Consider the following 19115-nt stretch of genomic DNA (forward strand, 5'->3'; position numbering starts at 1 on the left):
ATCGGAAGACCTCGACGTCTATCCGCGCAGCGACTCGCCGTGTCCTGGAATCACCGATCTACACTCTCAATTACGAAGAGCCATCAAAACTTTACGAGCGCGACAGGTCTCAGACAGAAAGTCACTATCGTTCCAAGAACCACTAAAATCTCAGCCATCAATCTGGTGGCTTGCCCCTGTGTCGGCAACGAGACCGGCGTCTTCAGAAAATCCTCGGCCAGCTTCTTCAGTCCCTGACGGGCAGGAGACGACCCAGAGTCGGTGCCCGAATCTGGTCTGCAACTGGTTCGAAACCGATTCAATTGTCGGATCTGCGCACTTCTGTGGCAGGGACGAATCGGCAGACCCAGTGGAATTCCGCAACTACGAAAGCCCACTCCTGCCCTCGTCTGCCACGCGGTTCAAAGTGCTGTCGATGTCTCTGACGGCCTTCGTGAGATCTTTGATCGAGCTTCGTACGTGATGAAGCGATCCGTCAGGTGCATCTCTGGACAATCTGATCTGAGAGATATCGATCTCGATCTCCATAGCAGGCAATGCACCGAACGGGCCGTCGGCATCGACTCTCAGGGTACGGAGCTGCGGAGCCTCACTGGCCAACAGTTCATGGCCGTTGCCGAGCTGCCACCGAATCGTCCTTCCGGGCGCAAGGGACTTCAAACCCTCGGAAAGGACCTCCTGAGTCCTCAACACCTTCTCGGCATGAGACTCGCTGCTCGGCAACTGCGGGTCCACAGTGATTCTGACGTTCTGTGCGACCGTGGGCCCACTGTTTCCCACGACGAGCTGCATCGCAGTCCCCTGCTGCATGTCAGGCTGAATATCCGCCCACACATATGGCTGTGCTGCGTCGCGAGCAATCTCTCGCTGCAGCTGCGTCTGTTCCCGAGCAGCCGCGACTTGCTCCATTTGGACTGCAGTCTGGGCGGCGGCGGATGCCGCCTGTTTGGCAGCAGTCCTCGCAGCCCAAGCCGTGAAAAGCAGGGAACCGGCCGAAATCGCTAGGGCAATGATGGAGACGACGATCATGGACCGATCGTCTCAGCGACCACTGACACGGCCTACGTAGTCTGCCGGCGACCAGCTCGCTCGGCGAACGCATCGATGGCTGCAAGGATCTCGTCGCTGCGCCAGAACGGGCCCCGCTTGTGCTCTGCCTTCGATGTCACGATCCCGGCATCGGCCAGCGCTTTCAAGGGCGGATAGATATTCGGCTGAGCGACCCCCAACGCCTCTGCTGCAGCGGCTGAATTCAGCACCGGCTGCTCAACGAGGACATCGAGAAGTCGCCAAGCATTCGAGTTTCGCCTGACCGTGAGCTTCGAGTCCCAACCTCGCCGAATCCTCTGCAGGTCCGACACCAGTTGAGTGCTGTTGTCGACTGCTCTGAACGTCGCGTCCACGAAGATCCGAATGATGGGATCGACGTTGCCTTTGCGATACTCGGTCAATGCTCGATGGTACCGAGCGACATCCGCCAGAAGCCCTGCGGACACTGGAACAGCGACGTTTCTGGTGATCCCTCTTCGCCGCAGCATCGCCTGCACTATCGCCCGCCCGGTTCGTCCGTTGCCGTCCGTGAAAGGGTGGATGGTTTCGAACTGCGCGTGCGCGATCGCTGTCACCACCATAGGTGGAATGTCCACTCGCGCGCAGAAGGTCGACAGATCCTCGAGGAGGTCGGCAACCCGCTCGGAGTGCGGCGGCACGAACTCCGCACCCACCGGAGTGTCCGAACGACTGCCGATCCACACCTGTTCGGTCCTGAACTCGCCTGGAGTATGTCGCTCCTGAGGCGCCATCAGCACGCGGTGAATCCTCAGAATCGATTCTGCCGAGACTTCTCCTGAGTCACGCAGAGCAGAGACCAGCGCCCGAGTGTTCGCCACGATCAGTTCGGCATTGCTGCCAGGGCGAGCGCCGAGCTCCGCAGAGAATATTGCGCGTGCACTCGCTGTGAGGTTCTCGATCTGGGACGACGACGCCGCCTCCGAGCGCAGCAGCACGGGTGCGAACCCTGCGAAGTGTGATCCGAGTTCGGCGTCTAGACGACTCAGCTCCCGAGTCGCCTCTTCGGCATCTGCCGCCAACTCAGGATTCACCTTCGGCATAAGGTCCGAGATCAGCGGTGGAACCGAGGCCTCGTATCTCCGAATTCCCCCGCCGATCGTCGCAGCAGGACCGAACCCAGCACGCGACACCCAATCTCGGAACTCGGAACCGAGAGCAGGCCATGATGGAACGTCGTTGCCGCCTGTCGCGGTCGTCCCGGAGTCCATAAACACCACCCTTGAAAGTTATGAGTTGTGTAAGTTTCTCATAAAATCGGAAGGTGTTGTTTATGAGTTCTGCGCGCAGTTGACTCGGCCGCTCCTGAGTCCGCGCCTGCGGTGCAACGGAGGCGCGAATCGCCCCGCAGCCGTCCCCTACTTCACCACCAGCACCGGGCACGTCGCTTCGAGGATGACGCGCTGGACGCTCGAGCCGAGCAGCAGCTTCATCACCGCCGAGCGCCGCCTGGTCGAGAGGACGATGAGTTCAGCCGCCCACTCCTCGGCGAGATCGAGGACCTGGGAGGCGACGTCCGCCTCGGCGCGGAGGACTTCGAACTCGACGCCCGCCTCGGCGAGCTGACCGACCATGGCCGCGGTCTGGGCCGGGTCATGGTCGAGCGGACCCGCGGGACTGTCGGAGGCGAAGACGACGACCCGCAGCGCCGCGTCCTCGAAACGGGCCATGCGCAGCGCGGTGTCGAGCACGGCCGGAGGCGCATCGAGGCGCAGGGCAAGGACGACGGTGCGCTCCGCCTCGGCGAGGTTCTCCGAGGCTGCCACCTGCGGGGACGGCACGGGACGACGGTCACGCGGTGAGGAGTAGAGATCGGTCATGACGGACGCCCCCTATCCGATCGCGATGACGCCGATGAGGACGCCGACGGTGAGCATGACGAGCGAGACGAGCAGCGCCCGCCACAGCACCTTCTTGTGGTGGTCGCCCAGATCGACGCCGGCGAGGGAGACGAGCAGGAGGATCGCCGGGACCAGCGGGGACTGCATGTGCACGGGCTGGCCGGTGATCGAAGCACGGGCCATGTCGGCGGCGGAGATGCCGTAGTGCGCGGCGGTCTCCGTGAGCACCGGCAGGATCCCGAAGTAGAACGCATCGTTGCTCATGAAGAACGTCATCGGGATCGAGAGCAGACCGGTGATGACGGCCATGTACGGCCCCATCGACGACGGGATGACGTCGACGAGCCACGCGGCCATCGCATCGACCATGCCCGTGCCGCTCATGATGCCCGTGAGGACGCCCGCGGCCATGACCATGGCGACGACAGCGATGATCGCCGAGGCATGGGAGGCCAGCTCCGCCTGCTGATCCTTGATCTTCGGGAAGTTGACCATGAGGGCTACGACCATCGCGATCATGAACAGGTACGGCAGTGGCAGCACGTCGAGGACGAGCATGACCATGACGACAAGGGTGAGGGCGAGGTTGAACCAGAAGAGCTTCGGCCGCAGAGTCGGGCGGTTGGGGTCGAGTGCGGTGTCGGTCAGGGAGGATCCCGCCGAGGCGGCCGCAGGGTCCTCATCGGCACCGTCATCGGGTCCGCCGACGGAGGTCTGCGCACCGGCGCCGCCGGAGCCGGCGCCGGTGCCGGTGCCGGTCGAGCCAATTCCGGTGCCCGTCGAGCCGGCGCCGGAAGCAGTCCGCGCCACGGCACCGACGAGTTCGCGCCGCTTCCCGAAGCCCTTCGTGCGGTCCTCGACCCATGCGACCCCGTTCTTCGCCAGCCGGCGGCGTTCGGAGAGGCCGAGGAAGTACGCGAAGACGAAGCACACGAGCAGGCCCGCGGCGAGCGCGGGAACCATGGGCGCGAAGATCTCGTTCGCATCGATCTGCAGCGCCGAGGAGGCCCTCGCCGTCGGCCCGCCCCACGGGACGATGTTGAGCGTGCCGTTGATGAGACCGGCCACGCAGGTGAGCACCACCGGGGACATCTCGAGGCGCTGATAGATCGGCAGCATCGCGGCGGTGACGACGATGAACGTCGTCGACCCGTCGCCGTCGAGGGAGACGGCACCGGTGAGCAGCGCGGTGCCGAGGACGACCTTGACCGGGTCGTTGCCGGCGACCCGGAGGATGAATTCGACGAGCTTGTCGAAGAGTCCGACGTCGATCATGATGCCGAAGTAGATGATCGCGAACAGCAGCAGCGCCGCCGTCGAGGACATCGAGGCGATCGCCTCCATGACCATGTCGCCGATGCCGAGACCGGCCCCGGCGAAGAGACCGAAGATGGTCGGAACGATGATGAGCGCGAGGATCGGCGAGAGTCGCTTGGTCATGATCAGCGTCATGAAGACGACGATCATCGCGAAGCCGAGGATGACGAGCACGGACTTCTCCTTCGAAGACGTTTGTGATGCGCGATACACACATGTGAGGCGGGATACACGCTAGGCCCCGCACTGCCGTCGGCGCGCGTTTGTGTGCACTGATCGCGTTCTGCCCGTTCTGCCACTTTTGCTCATTCTGCTCATCACTGGCTACTGTGGAGACGTGTTCCGCTCGTCTCGAGCCTTCTCCCGCCGTGTCCTGCTCAGCCAGCTCGCGGTCATCATCGTGACCTTGGCCCTGGTCACCGGGGTGTTCGCGTGGATGGCGGCGCGCACCGTGACCGATGTCAGCGAGACCGAAGCGCTGGCCACCGCCCGTGCCCTCGCCTCCTCACCGGAGGTCCGCCGCGGCTCGACGATCGCCTCGGAGTCCCCCGAACCGATGCCGCCCGCCGAGGTGACCGACCCCCTGCGCGTCGTCGCCGACGAACTCAGGCGCCGGTCGGGCATCGAGTTCGTCGTCATCACCGACGACCAGGGGATCCGGCTCACTCACCCCAATCCCGCGCTCATCGGCAAGAAGGTCTCCACCTCCCCCGATGTGGCGCTCTCCGGTCGTGAGGAGGTCAGCCAGGAGGTGGGAACCCTCGGCAGCACGGTGCGGGCGAAGGTACCCGTCTACTCGTCCACCGGCGACGGCTCCGTCGTCGGCGAGGTGTCCGTGGGCATCCACACCTCCGTGCTCAACGCCGACCTCCGCCGCGAGTTCATCGCCCTCGGGTCCGTCGCCGTCCTCGCCCTCGGCATCGGGATCCTCGCCTCGATCGCGCTCGGCCGCAGGCTGCGCCGCGAGACCCTGGGCATCGGCCCCGAGGAGCTCGCGGAGATGGCCCGCGATCAGGGTGCGGTCCTCCGCGGACTCGACGACGGGGTCCTCGGCTTCGACTCCGACGGGCAGCTGACCCTGAGCAATGCCGCCGCGAAGGATCTCCTCGCCGAGGCGGCCCGCACCGACTCGACCGACCCCACGGCCGCACGGCGGCAGACGGCGATCGACGACATCCCCGAATCGATCCGCACGATGATGGCCGAAGCGCCCGAGCGTGGGGCCCTGCGCCGCCGGGTGAGCGTCGGTGACCGGATCCTGCTCGCCACGGCCGTGCGGGTGCGCCGCGACGGGGTGTCTGTCGGCGGTGTCGTCACACTGCGCGACGAGACGACGATGCTCACGATGGCCCGCCAGCTCGAATCGGTGACGACGATGGCCGAGGCCCTGCGCGCCCAACGCCACGAGTTCGCCAACCGCCTCCACACCGTGCTCGGCCTCGTCGGCACCGGAGCGACCGAGGAGGCGAGCACCTACCTCGAGTCGATCCTCGGCACCGGTCCCCTCGCCGCACCCGTCGAAGGCATCGAGGCGATCACCGACCCGTACCTGCGGGCCCTGCTCGAGGCGAAGGGAACGACCGCCGCCGAGGCGGGAGTGACCCTGAGGATCGCCCCCGACTCCCTCGTCGTCGGCAGCGTGCGCGACCCCGAGGACGTCACCCTCGTCCTCGGCAACCTCATCGACAACGCCGTGCGCGCCGTCGTCCGTCGTCGCCTCGACACCCGCGGAGGGCCCGAAGGCCACGAGGGAATCGACGCCGCCGAGGTCGTCGAGGTCTCCCTGCTCAGCTCGGGGCCCGAACTCCACGCGCTCGTCACCGACACCGGCGCCGGCATCGCCGCCGCCGATGCCGAGCGGATCTTCGACGAGGGCTTCAGCGGTGAGCAGGCGAATTCGGCCGCCAACGGTGAAGGCGCCGACGAAGCGAGCACGGGCGGAGGCGATGGCACAGAATCGGACTCGGACTCAGGCGCAGCTTCGGCTGCCGGCGCGGACCCCGTCCATGGTCACGGCCTCGGTCTCGCCCTGTGCCGGCGGGTCGCCCACCGACACGGGGGCCGGGTGTGGCTGAACAGCGGTCACGACCCCGAGCTCGGCGGAGCGAGCTTCGGCGTCCTCCTCCCCGACGTCATCGACGACACGACCCCGATGAACGCACCGGATCGCACCACCCGAGAGGAAGGAGAGCACTGATGGTCAATGTGCTCGTGCTCGACGACGATTTCTACGTCGGCCAGATCCACTGCAAGTACGTCAACGACGTGCCCGGCTTCCGGGCGCTCGATCCGGTCCAGGACCTGCGCACGGCCCGAACGATCCTCGCCGAGGAGGACGTCGACCTGCTGCTCGCCGACTACGTCCTGCCCGAGGGCACCGGCGTCGACCTCATCCGCGAGACGAACGTCGATGCCGCGGTGCTCTCCGCCGTATCCGATCCGCACATCGTCCGTTCGGCGCTCCGCGCGGGGGCGCTGACCTACATCGTCAAGCCGTTCACCGCCGAGCACCTCCACGGCTTCCTCCGCCGCTACGCCCGCTACCGGCGCTACTGGGAGAAGGAGAAGGTGGCGCAGGCCGACCTCGACCGACTGCTGCGCAGCCTCCACGACGTCTCTTCCCCCGGCACCGGATCGGCACCGGCGTCGGGGTCGACGACGACGGCGCGCATCCTCGACGCCCTGTCCGCGGCGAAGCAGCCCATGACTGCGGTGGAGATCGCCGAGGCGGTCGGTGCCTCCCGCGCGACCGCGCAGCGGCACCTCGCGAAGCTCGCCGAATCCCGGGCCGTCACCGTCACCCTGCAGTACGGGAGCACGGGACGCCCCGAGCACCTCTATCAGACCGGCTGAGACCCGCCTTCGCGAGGGGCCGGGCTCAGCTGCGGCTCAGCGTCCGAGGTCCTCGATCGACGCCCGGTCCTCGCGGTTGAAGCGGCTGAGCTGGGTGACGTGGCCCGGTTCGAGTTCGGCGATCGTCGAGACCTGGAGCAGCTTCATCGTCCGCTCGATCTGATCGCGGAGGATCTCGATCGTCCGGTCGACGCCTTCGCGTCCGCCGGCCATGAGGCCGTAGAGGTAGGCACGGCCGATGAGCGTGAAGTCAGCGCCGAGGGCGAGCGAGGCGACGATGTCGGCGCCGTTGCGGATGCCCGTGTCGAGGATGATCTCGACGTCGCCGCCGACCTCGCGGGCCACCGAGGGGAGTAGCTCGAAGGGCACGGGGGCCCGGTCGAGCTGGCGTCCGCCGTGGTTGGACAGGACGATCGCGTCGACGCCGAGGTCGGCGAGCCTCTTCGCATCGTCGAGGGTCTGGACGCCCTTGACCGCGAACTTCCCCGGCCACATCTTCCTGATCGTCGCGAGGTCGTCGAAGTCGATCGTCGGATCCATCGCGGAGTTGATGAGCTCGCCGACGGTGCCCCCGGTCTCCGAGAGCGAGGCGAATTCGAGCTTCGCCGTGGTGAGGAAGTCCCACCACCACCAAGGGCGCGGGATCGCGTTGAGCACGGTCTTGGCGCTGAGCTGCGGCGGGATCGAGAAGCCGTTGCGGCTGTCGCGCAGGCGCGCCCCTCCCACGGGAGTGTCGACGGTGAAGAAGAGGGAGTCGAAGCCGGCTTCCGCGGCGCGTTCGACGAGTCCGTAGGAGACCTCCCGCTCACGCATGACGTAGAGCTGGAACCAGTTCCGACCGTAGGGGTTCGCGGCCTTGACGTCCTCGATCGCGGTCGTTCCCAGCGTCGAGAGCGTGAAGGGGATGCCCGCCGCACCGGCCGCCGAGGCCCCGGCGATCTCACCCTCGGTCTGCATGAGCCTGGTGAAGCCGGTCGGGGCGATGCCGAAGGGCATCGACGAGCTGCCGCCGAGGATCTGCGTCGTCGTATCGACATGGGAGACGTCGTTGAGGATGGAGGGGTGGAATTCGATGTCCTCGAACGCCTGGACGGAGCGGGTCATCGAGATCTCGCCCTCGGCCGCGCCGTCGGTGTAGTCGAATGCCGCAGCCGGGGTCCGCCGCTTCGCGATCCGACGCAGGTCCTCGATCGTCAGCGCCGATTCGAGGCGGCGCTTCTTGGGATCGAGTTCGAGCTTCTTGAACTTCATCAGCTCGAAGATCTCCGCGGGCTTCGGGATCTGCCTTCTCACCATGGATGTGACTCCTTGCTCATCGGTGCGGCTGTGCACAGCTGTGGGTCTGTGGGGCTGCGGGTCCCCCTCGGTCGAATCCAGCCCGATCGTTCGGTACTGTATGACATCTATGAGGTCAGACCATTAATCTGAGCATAGGACCGCACCGAGACCGCGTCAAGGCTTCGCCGCAGATCGCGGCGGCAGGAGCAGTGCCGCGGGAGAGATCATGCGTCGGCAGGAACGACGCCGCGGGAGGACCACCGCCGCGGTCGGACGAGAAGAGGACAGACATGAGCGAGAACGCAGACAGCACCGGAACTGCCGCGCACGCTGCCCGCACGAGCACGGCCGCAGACTCTGCCGCGGCACGCCCCGAGTGGACGCCGGTGAGCCGACCGAGCACGCATGAGCTCGTCATCGAGGCGATCGAGGAGCAGATCATGTCCGGTACGCTCACCGTCGGCGATCCCCTGCCGGCCGAACGGGAGCTCGCCTCGAAGCTCGGGGTCAGCCGCGCGAGCGTACGGGAGGCCCTGCGGGTGCTCGAGAGCCTCGGCGTCATCCGCTCGAGCGGCGGATCGGGACGCGGCGCCGGCACGTTCATCGCCTCCCTGCCCAGCGAAGCCCTCACCCGCGTCCTCCGCCTCCACGTGGCGCTCGCGAACTTCAGCGTCGGCGAGGTCATCGAGTCGCGCGTCCAGCTCGAGCGCTCGAGTGCGGCACTCGCCTCGGCGCGGGTCACCGAGGACGCCCTCGCCCAGCTCAACGCCTCGCTGGCGATCATGGACACCCCCGGCATCAGCCTCGAGGTCTTCAACGACGCCGACACGGCCTTCCACGTCGCGATCGCCCAAGCCACCGGCAATCAGCTCTTCTCCGACCTCACGGGTGCTATCCGGAACTCCCTGCGCCGCCCGATCCTCGCAGCCTTCCGCGACGTCGACGATCCCGCCGCGCTCATGGCCGCCCTGCAGAAACAGCACCACGCGATCCGGGATGCGATCGCCGCCGGCGACGGAGCGCGGGCAGCTCAGCTGACCGAGGAGCACATCCACACCGCCGCCGAGGCACTGCCCGCACTCACCGACCTCTGAGACCGTCGCCGAGGCGCAGTCCCGACGGCGGACTGTCTCGCCGGCACGATCCGGCCAGGCACCGCCAGGCAGGCACCGCCCGGCCGGGCAGCCACCGACCGGCCGGGCAGCCACCGGCCGGGCTGGGAGTTCACTCGGCTGCGTGACGTCCGGTCACCTCGGCGGTCTCCTCCTCGATCCTTAACTCCTCGGCCTCCTGCTTCCTGGCCCTCTTCTCCGCTCGGCGGGCGGCACCCCGCTCCTTGCGCCGTTCGACGAGGAGGTAGAGGGTGGGCACGAGGATGAGGGTGAGCACGGTCGAGGAGGTCAGACCGCCGATGACGACGACCGCGAGCGGCTGGGAGATGAAGACTCCCCCGCCGGTGAGGCCGAGCGACATCGGCACGAGGGCGAACACCGTCGCCGCGGCCGTCATGAGGATCGGACGCAGGCGCAGGCGGGTGCCGTGGACGATCGCGTCGTCGAGTCCCATGCCGTGGTCGCGGAGTTTGTTGATGAGGTCGATGAGCACGATCGCGTTGGTCACGACGATGCCGATGAGCATGAGCAGACCGATGAGCGAGGGGATGCCCAGCGGAATGCCGGTGGCCAGCAGGAGCAGGACCGCACCGGTCGCAGCGAAGGGGATCGACACGAGCAGGATGAGCGGCTGCACGAAGCTGCGGAACGTCGCGATCATGACGAGGAAGACGAGCGCGATCGCCACGAGCATCGCCCAGCCGAGCTGGGAGAACGACTCGGCCTGTTCGGCACTGGCACCGCCGACGTCGAAGCTCACACCTGAAGGCAGATCCATCGACCCCGTCAGCTGTGAGGCGGCGGCGGTGACGGCGTTGAGCTGACCTTCGGCCGGGGTCGCGAACACCGTGACCTGACGTTTGCCGTCCTCGCGGGTGATCGTCGCCGGGGTCTTCGTCTCCTTGACCTCGGCGACCTCGTCGACCGTGATCGGTTCGCCCTTGAGGTCGGGGATCGCCTCCTGCTCATCGGCGAGGCGCTCGTCCTCGGCCTGCGTCCGACGCTGCTCGGACTGGCCGTCGATGAGGTCGTCGATGGCCTGGTTGGCCTCGCGCAGACCCTTCTCCGCGGCGGCGACTCCTTCTTCGGCCTGATCGATCGCATCCTGACGCATCTGCCCGGGGCTCTTCGGCGGAGGCGGGTTCTGCACGTCGCGCAGCGCCTGCCTGGCCTCTTCGAGCTGGTCGGCGGCATTGTCGCGGGCCTCGCGGGCGGACTTGAGCGCATCGGCCGCCTCGTCGTCGGCCTTGCGCTTGGCCTTCGCGGTCCGCCGGTCGGTCTCCTCCTTGATCCGGTCGGTCGCGTCCTCCTGCGCATTCTTCGTCTGCACCTCGGTGACGGGCAGTTCGAGCGCCCGGATCTCATCGGGGGTCGCGTCGGGGTTCGTGGGCGCGATGAAGATGTCGCGCTCCTTGCCCTCGAGGGTGACCTTGCCCGCCTCGGTGCCGCGCAGCGCCGCACCGATCGCCTGACCGAGCTCGGCCTGGCTGTAGCCGTAGTCGGCGGCCTTCTTCCGATCGACGTCGACCTGGATGATCGGCTGGTCGGAGGCGAGGTCGTTGCGGGCGTTCGTCACCCCCGTCGTCTCGCCCATCTTCGCCGTCACCGCATCCGCGGCCTTCCGCAGGGCGCCGAGGTCGGAGCCGGAGAGTTTGATCTCGACGTCCTCGTTGCCGCCGCTGCCGGCTCCCTGGACCTCGATCTCCCCGGCATCCTCACCGAGGCCCTCGAGCTGGCTGCGGATCCGGGTGATCGCGGCCGCCCCGTCGGAGTCCTCGGCGAGGGTGACGTTGAAGCTGTTCTCCGCTCCCGATTCGGGGCCGTTGATCGTCGAGGAGTACGTGTCGACCTCCCCGTCGGCGCCGAGGATCTCTTCGACCTTCTTCGCAGCGTTGTCACTGGCCTCCAGCGATGCGCCCGCGGGCAGAGTCTGGGAGATGTAGAGCGAGTTCTGTGCGGCCGAACCGAGCAGGTCGGTCTTGAGGAAGCTCGCGAGCATCATCGTGACGATGAAGACGACCACGGAGAACGCGATGGTCCGCCACGGGTGGCGCAGGGCCGCGAGGATCGCAGGCAGTCCCCGCTGCTGGAGCCGGTCGATCCGGTCCGAAGCCTCGCCGTCGCCGGGCATGGGCCGCGGCGCGGGCACGACCTGCGCTTCGGGCAGGGGCTCCTTGCCCTTCTCCGCCCGCTTCGCGTTCTTCTTCTCGATCTTCGCCTGACGACGTTCGGCACGCTTGGCCGACTTCGCCTCCTGCCGCTCGATCCACGCCTCGTAGCGCTCATCGGCGGCGAGCTGCCGTTTGGGTGAGAGCGGCTTCGGGCTGCGACGCAGCACCCAGTAGCTGAAGACGGGCACGATGGTCAGCGCGACGACGAGCGAGGCGAGCAGGGCGAGGGTGACGGTGACGGAGAAGGGCCGGAAGAGCTGACCGGCGATGCCGTCGACGAAGGCGATGGGGAGGAAGACGGCCACGGTCGTCAGCGTCGAGGCGGTGATCGCCCCGGCCACCTGACGCACCGAGGCGACGATGTCCTCGACCGTGAGCTCGCTCGTGCCCTGCCGTCTGCGGATGTTCTCGATGACGACGATCGAGTCGTCGACGACGCGGCCGACGGCGATCGTCAGGGCTCCGAGGGTGAGGATGTTGAGCGTGTAGTCGCCGACCATGAGCCCGATCATCGCGATGAGCAGCGACATCGGGATCGAGATCGCCGCGACGATCGTCGACCGGAACGAGCCGAGGAAGGCGAGGATGACGAGGACGGCGAAGAGAAGACCGAGTCCGCCTTCGACGGAGAGGTCCTTGATCGACTTCTCGATCTCCGGGGCCTGGTCGAAGATCGTCGTGAATTCGACATCGGATCCGAGGCTCGACTTCGAGGCCGCGAGCACCTCGCCCACCTTGTTCGAGACCTCGACGACGTTGTCGTCCTGGCCCTTGACCACCGAGACCGTGACGGCGTCCTTGCCGCCGGCCCGGGAGATCGAGGTCTTCTCGATCGCATCGAGGGAGACATCGGCGACGTCCTTCAGCAGCACCGTGCCATCGGCGGTCCGCAGCGGGGTGTTCTCGATCTGCTCGACGGCATCGACCGGGGTGCCGACCTCCACGGCCATCGAGGTGTCGCCGGTCGAACTCTGCCCGGCGGGCACGACCGTGCCTGCGGCTTTGAGCTCATCGGGCACCGAGGTCGTCACGACGCCTTTGTCGTTGACGTCCTTGGCCCGGAAGGCGATGTTGACCCGCTGCTCGGTCTGACCGGTGACGTCGACGCTGGCCACGCCTTCGACGGCTTGGAGTTTGGGCACGAGGTCGGCTTCGAGCCGGTCGCCCAGCGTCTGGGGATCGCTGCCGGAGACGGCGACCATGACGACGGGGAAGTCGTCGATCTGCTGGGACAGCACCTCGACCTCGGCGCCCTCGGGGAGGTTCGCCTTCGCCCCGTCGACCGCGGTGCGCACGGTGTCCGTCATCTTCTCGGAGTCCTTGCCGAACGGCCAGGTCACCGAGGCGGTCATCATTCCCGCCGAGGTGGTCGTCTGCACCGATTCGAGGTCGCCGACGGAGTCGAGCGCAGTCTCGAGCGGCTTCGTCACCGTCTCCTCGACGACGTCGGGCGAGGCGCCGGGGATGGTCGCCTGCACGGTGGTGCCGGGCAGGTCGACCGAGGGCATCGTCTCCTGGTTGAGCGAGGTGGTGGCGACGACGCCGAAGACGGCGATCACGAGGGTGAGGAGTCCGACGATGATGCGGTTCTTCAGACTCATCCTGGTCAGCTGGGACACGGGTTCCTCCGGGTCTGAGCGTCGACGGGGCGTCGACGGTCTTCGGGCGCACGGGATCGCGACCGAGGGTCAGTGGTCGTAGTCGGCTGCCGCAGCGAGAGCTGCGGCCGCAGATCAGTCTTTCAGTCCGAACGGTTTCGCGCGTCCCCCGAAGGTTGTGCTTCGCCTCCCCCATACGGGGGATATTCAGCGGCTTTACGGGGGATGCTCATGGTTCGATCCTAGAGACGGTCGGGCAGGTCCACAGGGGTGTTATCCCCCGTCTTCGACCTGCGGAAATGCTCCTGGTCCGGGAGTGGGGGACTCCGGATGCAGGGTTGGGGATGCGGGGATGGGAGGGGACGGATGCGAGGACGGAGCGGCGGGGTCGGTTGCCGGACATCGGGGCCTGTGACGCAGTTCTGCGGCATCGGGTCGTCCGCGGCAGTTCTGCCGAGTCGGGGGCGGCCGGGGGCGCGGAGTGCGGAGTCTCATCCCATCTCCTCCCAACGGATCGGGTGGTTGGGTCCGAGGACGAGGTGGGAGTGGGGTTCGGTGCCCCAGATCGCGGAGATCTCCCGTCTCAGCGTCTCGAGCACGGCTCCGACGTCGGTGACGGCGCCCTGGTGAAGGGCCTCGACGACGATGAGGCCGCGCTGCGTGCTCGCCCTCACCGCCGCGTGGGCGCCCTGACGGTTGGTCCACCGCCTCGAGTGCACGCGACCGGCGTCGTCGGCGAAGACCACCTCGCCGGGAGCAGGATGCTCGACGCTGCCGCCGAAGGTCACGTGCTCCTCGTCGCCGACGGCTTCACGGATGTGCATGTCACCGGCGACGAAGTCGCGGTCGAAGACGCCGACGGGGATCGCGTACCTGGCGGAGACGTGATTGCACAGGTCGATGAGCGGGTGGATCCGCGGCAGGTGCCCGTCCTTGCCGAGCCGGCGCAGCAGGGCCTCCGACGCGCAGCGGTACTGGGTGGGTTTGAGGCCCATCGCGGCGAAGCCGCGGCGCCAGGCGCGGATCTCGGGCAGATCGCTGACCGAGCGGGATTCGAGCCTCCGGCATGCGGCCTCCCGGTGGGGTCGGAGGCGGTCACCAACCTCGGCGGAGGCGTCGATGCCGTGGGCGTAGAGGATGCCGGCGACGAGAGTCGGATGGGTCTGCCAGATCTCACTGGAGTGGACGACGAGCATGGTCAGCGGGCCTTTCTCTCCGGTTGACGGGGACACTGCCCATCGTCGAGGGCACGAGCGGACGCGCACCGGTCCAACGGCGGACGGAGAATGCGGACCAAGTTCAGATCCATCCGTGCTCCTCGGCGAGGATGACGGCCTGCTGCCGCGTGGACACGGAGAGCTTCGCGAGGATCGCGGAGATGTGGTTGCGCACGGTGCCCGGCGCCAACGACAGCGACCGGGCTATCTGACCCGTCGTCTCACCCCGGCGGCCTGCCCGCAGGACGTCGAGCTCACGGCTCGTCAGCGGCGGCCGGTCGACGCTCAGCGCGTCGGCGGCGACCTCGGGGTCGATGTAGCGGGCACCGCCTGCCACCTGGCGGATGATCTCGGCGACCTCCTCGGCGCCGCGGGTCTTGGGCAGGAATCCGGCGACGCCCGCCGCCAGCGCCCGCCGGAGCACCCCGGGCCGGGCGTGCCGGGTGACGATGACGCACCGGGTGGGCACGGTCCGACGCAGCCGAGCAGCGACGTCGACGCCGTCGAGGCCCGGCATCTCGAAGTCGAGCAGGCACACATCCGGACGCAGGGCGACGGCCTCGGTCAGCGCCTGCTGCCCGTCGGCGCACTGGGCGATGATCTCGATGTCGGGTTCGAGGCTGAGAAGGGCGGCGAGCGCGGAGCGGATCATCCCCTCGTCGTCGGCGAGCAGCACGCGGATCACGGGCGAGCTCCCCGGGGCGGGGCCGGAATGGTGACGACGACGGTGAAGTCCTCACCGCGGAGCACCTCGACCGTGCCGCCGACGGCGAGAATGCGCTGCCGGATGCCCTCGATCCCGGATCCGGAGCCCTCCTCGGCACCCGGCCTGCGGTCGTTGACGATCTCGTAGCGCCACCCCTCGGGCCTGCGGGTCAGGGCGATCCGGGCCCGGGTGCCGCCGCCGTGGCGGATGGCGTTCGTCGCGGTCTCGCGGATGACGGGACCGAGGTCGTCGACGGGGGCGAGGTCGACGTCGGAGTCGTGGCGCAGGTCGACGCTCATCCCGGCTGCGGTGAGCAGGTCGCGGACGTTGGCGAGTTCGTCGCTGAGCAGGACGGACCGGAACCGGGCTGCGAGGTCACGGGTGCCCTGCCGGGCCTCATCGACGCTGAGGCGGGCGGCGTGGAGCTGTTCGCGGGCGGCCACGGGATCGGTGTCGCCGAGGCGGTCGGCGAGTTCGAGCTGGAGGGCGATGATCTGGAGGTGGTGGCCGTGGAGGTCGTGGACGTCGGCGGCCACGCGCAGCCGCTCCTGTGTGGCGGCGAGCTTCGCCTCGGAGGCACGCGCCCGGTCGAGGACGACGACGACGTCCCACCACCACAGAGAGCTCGCGGTGGCGACGGGCAGGAGGACCGTGAGGAGGAGGACCCACCGGTCGTCGCCGGCGATGCTCACCCCCTGGACCGCGTCGAAGACCGCGAGGCACACGAGCACGATGACGGCGATCGCGGCGAGGCGCAGCTTCGCCGCGGTCCGCCAGCTGACGAGGACGAAGGACTGGACGACGGGCAGCAGTCCGAGCAGGCAGCTGCCGGCGGCGATCCCGAGGGCGGCCCCGCAGGCCAGGGCGATCCCGAGGCCGATCCAGGTGCGTGTCGAGGGTGGGGTTCCGGTGCTCGTGGGAGCGAGGTCGGGGCGCGCCGAGGTGGGGGCAGCGAGGGATGGGTCGGAGGGGGCGGCGGCGGGGGTTTCGCTGCGGCGGTGGGAGGCCAGCAGCCACGCCGTCGAGAGCACCCACACGAGTCCGGCGGTTCCGAGGATCGCCGTCGTCGAATCGGCGGTGCCCGACTTCGCCGACACGATCACCCAGCCGGTGACGACGAGGACCTCGTAGACGATCACTCCGATGACCGTGTACCACCAGGTGGCAGAGATGCCTCTGGCCAACTGGCGTGCGCCGCGTGAGGGGTCCGCGGCACCGGGGAAAGTGCTCATGCGCCCCACCCTAAGCCCGTGACTTTTGTCATCGGACTAACCTGCGGAACGCATCCGATTCGATGACGTCGGGTCGTGGCCGATCCCGCGGTGACGCACTCGACCACGTCCGGGGCGAGGCCCGAGCCGGCGTGCGCGGCATCCGGGCGTCCGGGACACGCTGCGTCCCGAACACACTGTGGAAGGAAGTGACATGGTCATCATGGCGATGGTGGCCTCCCTGCGAGAGGCGACGATCGCAGGGAGCACGCTCCCGCACGACCTCGGCTCCGTCTGGGAGCACGACCTCGGCTCCGTCTGGGAGCACGACCTCGGCTCCGTCTGGGAGCACGACCTCGGCTCCGTCTGGGATGATGCCTCCATGAAGGGTTCGGATTTCCTCTCCCTCGATCCCGCCGCCGCACCGGTGCGCGGCCGGACCGACTGGCTGGCCGACCGGCTCCGCGAAGCCATCGCCGAGGGCGCACTCACCCCCGGAGTCCGCCTGCCCGCGACGAGGGATCTCGCCTCCGAGCTCGCGTTCTCCCGCGGCACCGTCGTCGAAGCGTATCGGCGACTCACCGAGGAGGGACTGCTGTCGACGAACCGGGGCGGGGGCACGGTCGTCGAGGCCCACCTCGGCGCCGGGACCCCGCTGCAACCGGGCCCGGGTCGGAGGACACGCCCTGGATCGGGGACGAGCGGAGGACCAGGGACGAGCGCCAGCTCGGGGACGGGCCCAGCGCCGACGGGAGCACCGGGCACGGCTCCCCCGGCAGGACACCTCCTCGACATCTCGAAGGGCGCCCCCGATCTCAGCGCCTTCCCCCGGGCCGCGTGGCTGCGCGCGGAGAGGGCGGTGCTCACCGGGGCCTCTCCCGAGGACCTCGGCTACGCCGACCCGCAGGGGGTGCCCGAACTGCGGGAGGCCCTCGCCGGCTGGTTGGCCCGCAGTCGCGGTCTCACAGTCGGTCCCGAGCGGATCATCATCACAGCCGGGGTCACCGGCGCCCTCAGCCTCCTGGCCCAGGTGATGCGGGAGCGCGGGGTGAGCGAATGCGCTGTCGAGGACCCCGGTGCCGAGGGCAACCGCCGCATCCTCGGCTTCTGGCTCGACCGCCTCCACCCGGTTCCCGTCGACGCCGAGGGCATGGACGTGGCTGCTCTGACCGCGTCCGACGCCCGCCTGGCGCTCGTGACCCCGGCCCATCAGTTCCCCACCGGGGTCACCCTCTCCCCTGACCGTCGCCGCGACCTCATCGCCTGGGCTGAGAGCACCGAGGGCCTCGTCGTCGAAGACGACTACGACTCGGAGTACCGCTACGACCGTGCTCCCGTGCGGGCGATGCACGCGAGCGCGACGGAGCGGATCGTCCACATCTCGAGCCTGTCGAAGGTCATCGCCCCGGCGCTGCGGCTCGGGTGGATGATCGCCCCGAGGCATCTCCACGACGATCTGGTCCGCAGGCGCTGGGCCACCGACCTCGGATCCCCCGCGCTCCCGCAGCTCACGCTCGCCGAGCTCATCACCTCCGGAGTCCTCGAACGACAGCTGCGCAGTCTGCGCAGGCGCCACCGCGACCGCCGCGACGCCGCCGTCGCGGCGATCGGACGCTGGCTGCCGGGCTCCCGCATCGAGGGCATCGCCGCCGGTCTCCATCTTCACGTCGGTCTCCCCGCCGAGGTCGACGACGCCGAGGTGTCCGCCCGTGCCAGGGAGCGCGGCATCGCCGTCCAACCGCTCTCGGCCCTGCGGTTCTCCCCCGGGTCCCCGGGGCTGATCATCGGCTACGGTCCGCATTCCCCGGCGACGCTCGAGCAGGCGATCAGGACGCTCGGGGAGATCGTCTCAGGTTGAGACCGGACCCTCGGGCGATGGGTCACGCTGCGTCAGCCGCACCGTTCACTGCTGGGTGAGCGCGAGCATGGCGGCGAGGCCGACGAAGGTGAGCGCGAAGCCGATGTCGATGCCCCGCATGACGGCCGGCCGTCCGATGACGAAGCGCCGCAGCCAGCCGGCCGCGAAGCCGTAGACGGCGAAGACGGCGAAGGTCAGCCCCATGAAGATCAGTCCGAGCCCGGCCATGAGACCAAGGGTGTCGGAGCCCGTGGGGTCGACGAACATCGGCAGGAAGACGAGGAAGAAGAGGGTGAGCTTGGGATTGAGCAGGTTGACGAGCACGGCCTGACGGATGATCCTGAGCGGCGACTCCTGCCGCTGGACGAGGTCGACGGCGATCGCCGAGGCGGGGGCACCAGACCCCCTCCACATTCCCCACGCGACGTAGAGCAGGTAGGCGACGCCGAGCCATTTGAGGACCTGGAATGCGATGGGACTCGCCGCGAGCAGCGCTGCTGCGCCGGTGAGCGCGAGGATCAGGTGGGGCAGTATTCCCAGCGCGCACCCGAGGGCCGCGATGAGGCCGGCGCGCGGTCCGCGGGAGAGTGCGGCGGCGATCGTGAACAGGGCGCCGGTGCCCGGCGTTGCGGTGGCGATGATCGAGGTCACCCAGAACTCCATACTCATATGTCCAGCGTGCGCGCCCGTTGGACCGGCGAGAAGTGCCAAACCCAGTGGTGTCAGATGGACCAAATCTGCGATGCCGAGAGAGGCAGACCGGCGGCGAACAGCGGTGGTGGGCAGCGGAGCAGCGGTCATCGTCCCCGCTGGCGGCCACCGCCCCTCTGACGGCGAATAAGCACGGTCGAAACCGACGCATGTCCCTCGGCCGCTGGCCTACGG

The 19115-nt window shown here is 68.3% G+C and carries 14 protein-coding genes; 4 read left to right on the plus strand and 10 right to left on the minus strand.

Features of this window, described 5'->3' with window-relative positions; all coding sequences use genetic code 11:
* Positions 1-363: 363 nt before the first annotated feature.
* The 4 genes from AAHA49_RS14930 to AAHA49_RS14945 all read right to left on the minus strand — a co-directional run bounded on the left by AAHA49_RS14930 (position 364) and on the right by AAHA49_RS14945 (position 4400).
* Positions 364-1029, minus strand: a complete 666-nt coding sequence (locus AAHA49_RS14930) for a hypothetical protein (protein ID WP_339392483.1) — start codon at positions 1027-1029, stop codon at positions 364-366.
* A gap of 32 nt (positions 1030-1061) precedes the next feature.
* Entirely contained in the window at positions 1062-2111 is a 1050-nt protein-coding gene (locus AAHA49_RS14935; protein ID WP_339392484.1) for a Fic family protein, read from the minus strand.
* Positions 2112-2426: 315 nt separating this feature from the next.
* Positions 2427-2888 carry a universal stress protein gene (locus AAHA49_RS14940; protein WP_339392485.1) on the minus strand — a complete coding sequence of 154 codons (462 nt, stop codon included), beginning with the start codon at positions 2886-2888 and terminating at the stop codon, positions 2427-2429.
* 12 nt (positions 2889-2900) lie between these two features.
* Positions 2901-4400, minus strand: a complete 1500-nt coding sequence (locus AAHA49_RS14945) for a CitMHS family transporter (RefSeq protein ID WP_339392486.1) — start codon at positions 4398-4400, stop codon at positions 2901-2903.
* Positions 4401-4563: 163 nt separating this feature from the next.
* On the opposite strand from AAHA49_RS14945, the gene AAHA49_RS14950 reads away from it, so the two are divergent.
* Entirely contained in the window at positions 4564-6423 is a 1860-nt protein-coding gene (locus AAHA49_RS14950) for an ATP-binding protein (protein ID WP_342038835.1), read from the plus strand.
* Positions 6423-7079: a response regulator transcription factor gene (locus AAHA49_RS14955; RefSeq protein WP_339392488.1), complete on the plus strand. Its 657-nt coding sequence runs from the start codon at positions 6423-6425 to the stop codon at positions 7077-7079. Before AAHA49_RS14950 ends, AAHA49_RS14955 begins: the two co-directional genes overlap by 1 nt.
* A 36-nt stretch (positions 7080-7115) precedes the next feature.
* Here AAHA49_RS14955 and AAHA49_RS14960 read toward each other — a convergent pair whose 3' ends face one another.
* Positions 7116-8375, minus strand: a complete 1260-nt coding sequence (locus AAHA49_RS14960; protein WP_342038836.1) for an alpha-hydroxy acid oxidase — start codon at positions 8373-8375, stop codon at positions 7116-7118.
* 272 nt (positions 8376-8647) lie between these two features.
* On the opposite strand from AAHA49_RS14960, the gene AAHA49_RS14965 reads away from it, so the two are divergent.
* Entirely contained in the window at positions 8648-9451 is an 804-nt protein-coding gene (locus AAHA49_RS14965; RefSeq protein ID WP_342038837.1) for a FadR/GntR family transcriptional regulator, read from the plus strand.
* A gap of 130 nt (positions 9452-9581) precedes the next feature.
* Here AAHA49_RS14965 and AAHA49_RS14970 read toward each other — a convergent pair whose 3' ends face one another.
* The 4 genes from AAHA49_RS14970 to AAHA49_RS14985 all read right to left on the minus strand — a co-directional run bounded on the left by AAHA49_RS14970 (position 9582) and on the right by AAHA49_RS14985 (position 16393).
* Positions 9582-13241: an efflux RND transporter permease subunit gene (locus AAHA49_RS14970; RefSeq protein WP_425286525.1), complete on the minus strand. Its 3660-nt coding sequence runs from the start codon at positions 13239-13241 to the stop codon at positions 9582-9584.
* Positions 13242-13729: 488 nt separating this feature from the next.
* On the minus strand, positions 13730-14470 hold the full coding sequence (locus AAHA49_RS14975) for a B3/B4 domain-containing protein (protein WP_342038839.1): 741 nt from the start codon (positions 14468-14470) through the stop codon (positions 13730-13732).
* A 67-nt stretch (positions 14471-14537) separates the two neighbouring features.
* Complete coding sequence (locus AAHA49_RS14980) at positions 14538-15140, minus strand: response regulator (RefSeq protein WP_342038840.1); 603 nt, start codon at positions 15138-15140, stop codon at positions 14538-14540.
* Entirely contained in the window at positions 15137-16393 is a 1257-nt protein-coding gene (locus tag AAHA49_RS14985) for a sensor histidine kinase (protein WP_342038841.1), read from the minus strand. Before AAHA49_RS14985 ends, AAHA49_RS14980 begins: the two co-directional genes overlap by 4 nt.
* 193 nt (positions 16394-16586) lie before the next feature.
* On the opposite strand from AAHA49_RS14985, the gene pdxR reads away from it, so the two are divergent.
* A complete protein-coding gene (gene pdxR, locus AAHA49_RS14990; RefSeq protein WP_342038842.1) occupies positions 16587-18230 on the plus strand; it encodes a MocR-like pyridoxine biosynthesis transcription factor PdxR in 1644 nt (547 codons plus the stop codon).
* 45 nt (positions 18231-18275) lie between these two features.
* Here pdxR and AAHA49_RS14995 read toward each other — a convergent pair whose 3' ends face one another.
* A complete protein-coding gene (locus AAHA49_RS14995; RefSeq protein WP_342038843.1) occupies positions 18276-18899 on the minus strand; it encodes a LysE family translocator in 624 nt (207 codons plus the stop codon).
* Between the last annotated feature and the right edge of the window lie 216 nt (positions 18900-19115).

The sequence above is a fragment of the Brevibacterium ammoniilyticum genome (genome assembly GCF_038429965.1).
Lineage (GTDB): Bacteria > Actinomycetota > Actinomycetes > Actinomycetales > Brevibacteriaceae > Brevibacterium > Brevibacterium ammoniilyticum.

What these genes read in the sequence shown, in the direction of transcription:
- AAHA49_RS14930 (WP_339392483.1), bottom strand. Translation starts at nt 1,029, where the DNA reads ATGATCGTCGTCTCCATCATTGCCCTAGCGATTTCGGCCGGTTCCCTG.
- AAHA49_RS14935 (WP_339392484.1), bottom strand. Translation starts at nt 2,111, where the DNA reads ATGCCGAAGGTGAATCCTGAGTTGGCGGCAGATGCCGAAGAGGCGACT.
- AAHA49_RS14940 (WP_339392485.1), bottom strand. Translation starts at nt 2,888, where the DNA reads ATGACCGATCTCTACTCCTCACCGCGTGACCGTCGTCCCGTGCCGTCC.
- AAHA49_RS14955 (WP_339392488.1), top strand. Translation starts at nt 6,423, where the DNA reads ATGGTCAATGTGCTCGTGCTCGACGACGATTTCTACGTCGGCCAGATC.
- AAHA49_RS14960 (WP_342038836.1), bottom strand. Translation starts at nt 8,375, where the DNA reads ATGGTGAGAAGGCAGATCCCGAAGCCCGCGGAGATCTTCGAGCTGATG.
- AAHA49_RS14965 (WP_342038837.1), top strand. Translation starts at nt 8,648, where the DNA reads ATGAGCGAGAACGCAGACAGCACCGGAACTGCCGCGCACGCTGCCCGC.
- AAHA49_RS14970 (WP_425286525.1), bottom strand. Translation starts at nt 13,241, where the DNA reads ATGAGTCTGAAGAACCGCATCATCGTCGGACTCCTCACCCTCGTGATC.
- AAHA49_RS14985 (WP_342038841.1), bottom strand. Translation starts at nt 16,393, where the DNA reads ATGAGCACTTTCCCCGGTGCCGCGGACCCCTCACGCGGCGCACGCCAG.
- pdxR (WP_342038842.1), top strand. Translation starts at nt 16,587, where the DNA reads ATGGTCATCATGGCGATGGTGGCCTCCCTGCGAGAGGCGACGATCGCA.
- AAHA49_RS14995 (WP_342038843.1), bottom strand. Translation starts at nt 18,899, where the DNA reads ATGAGTATGGAGTTCTGGGTGACCTCGATCATCGCCACCGCAACGCCG.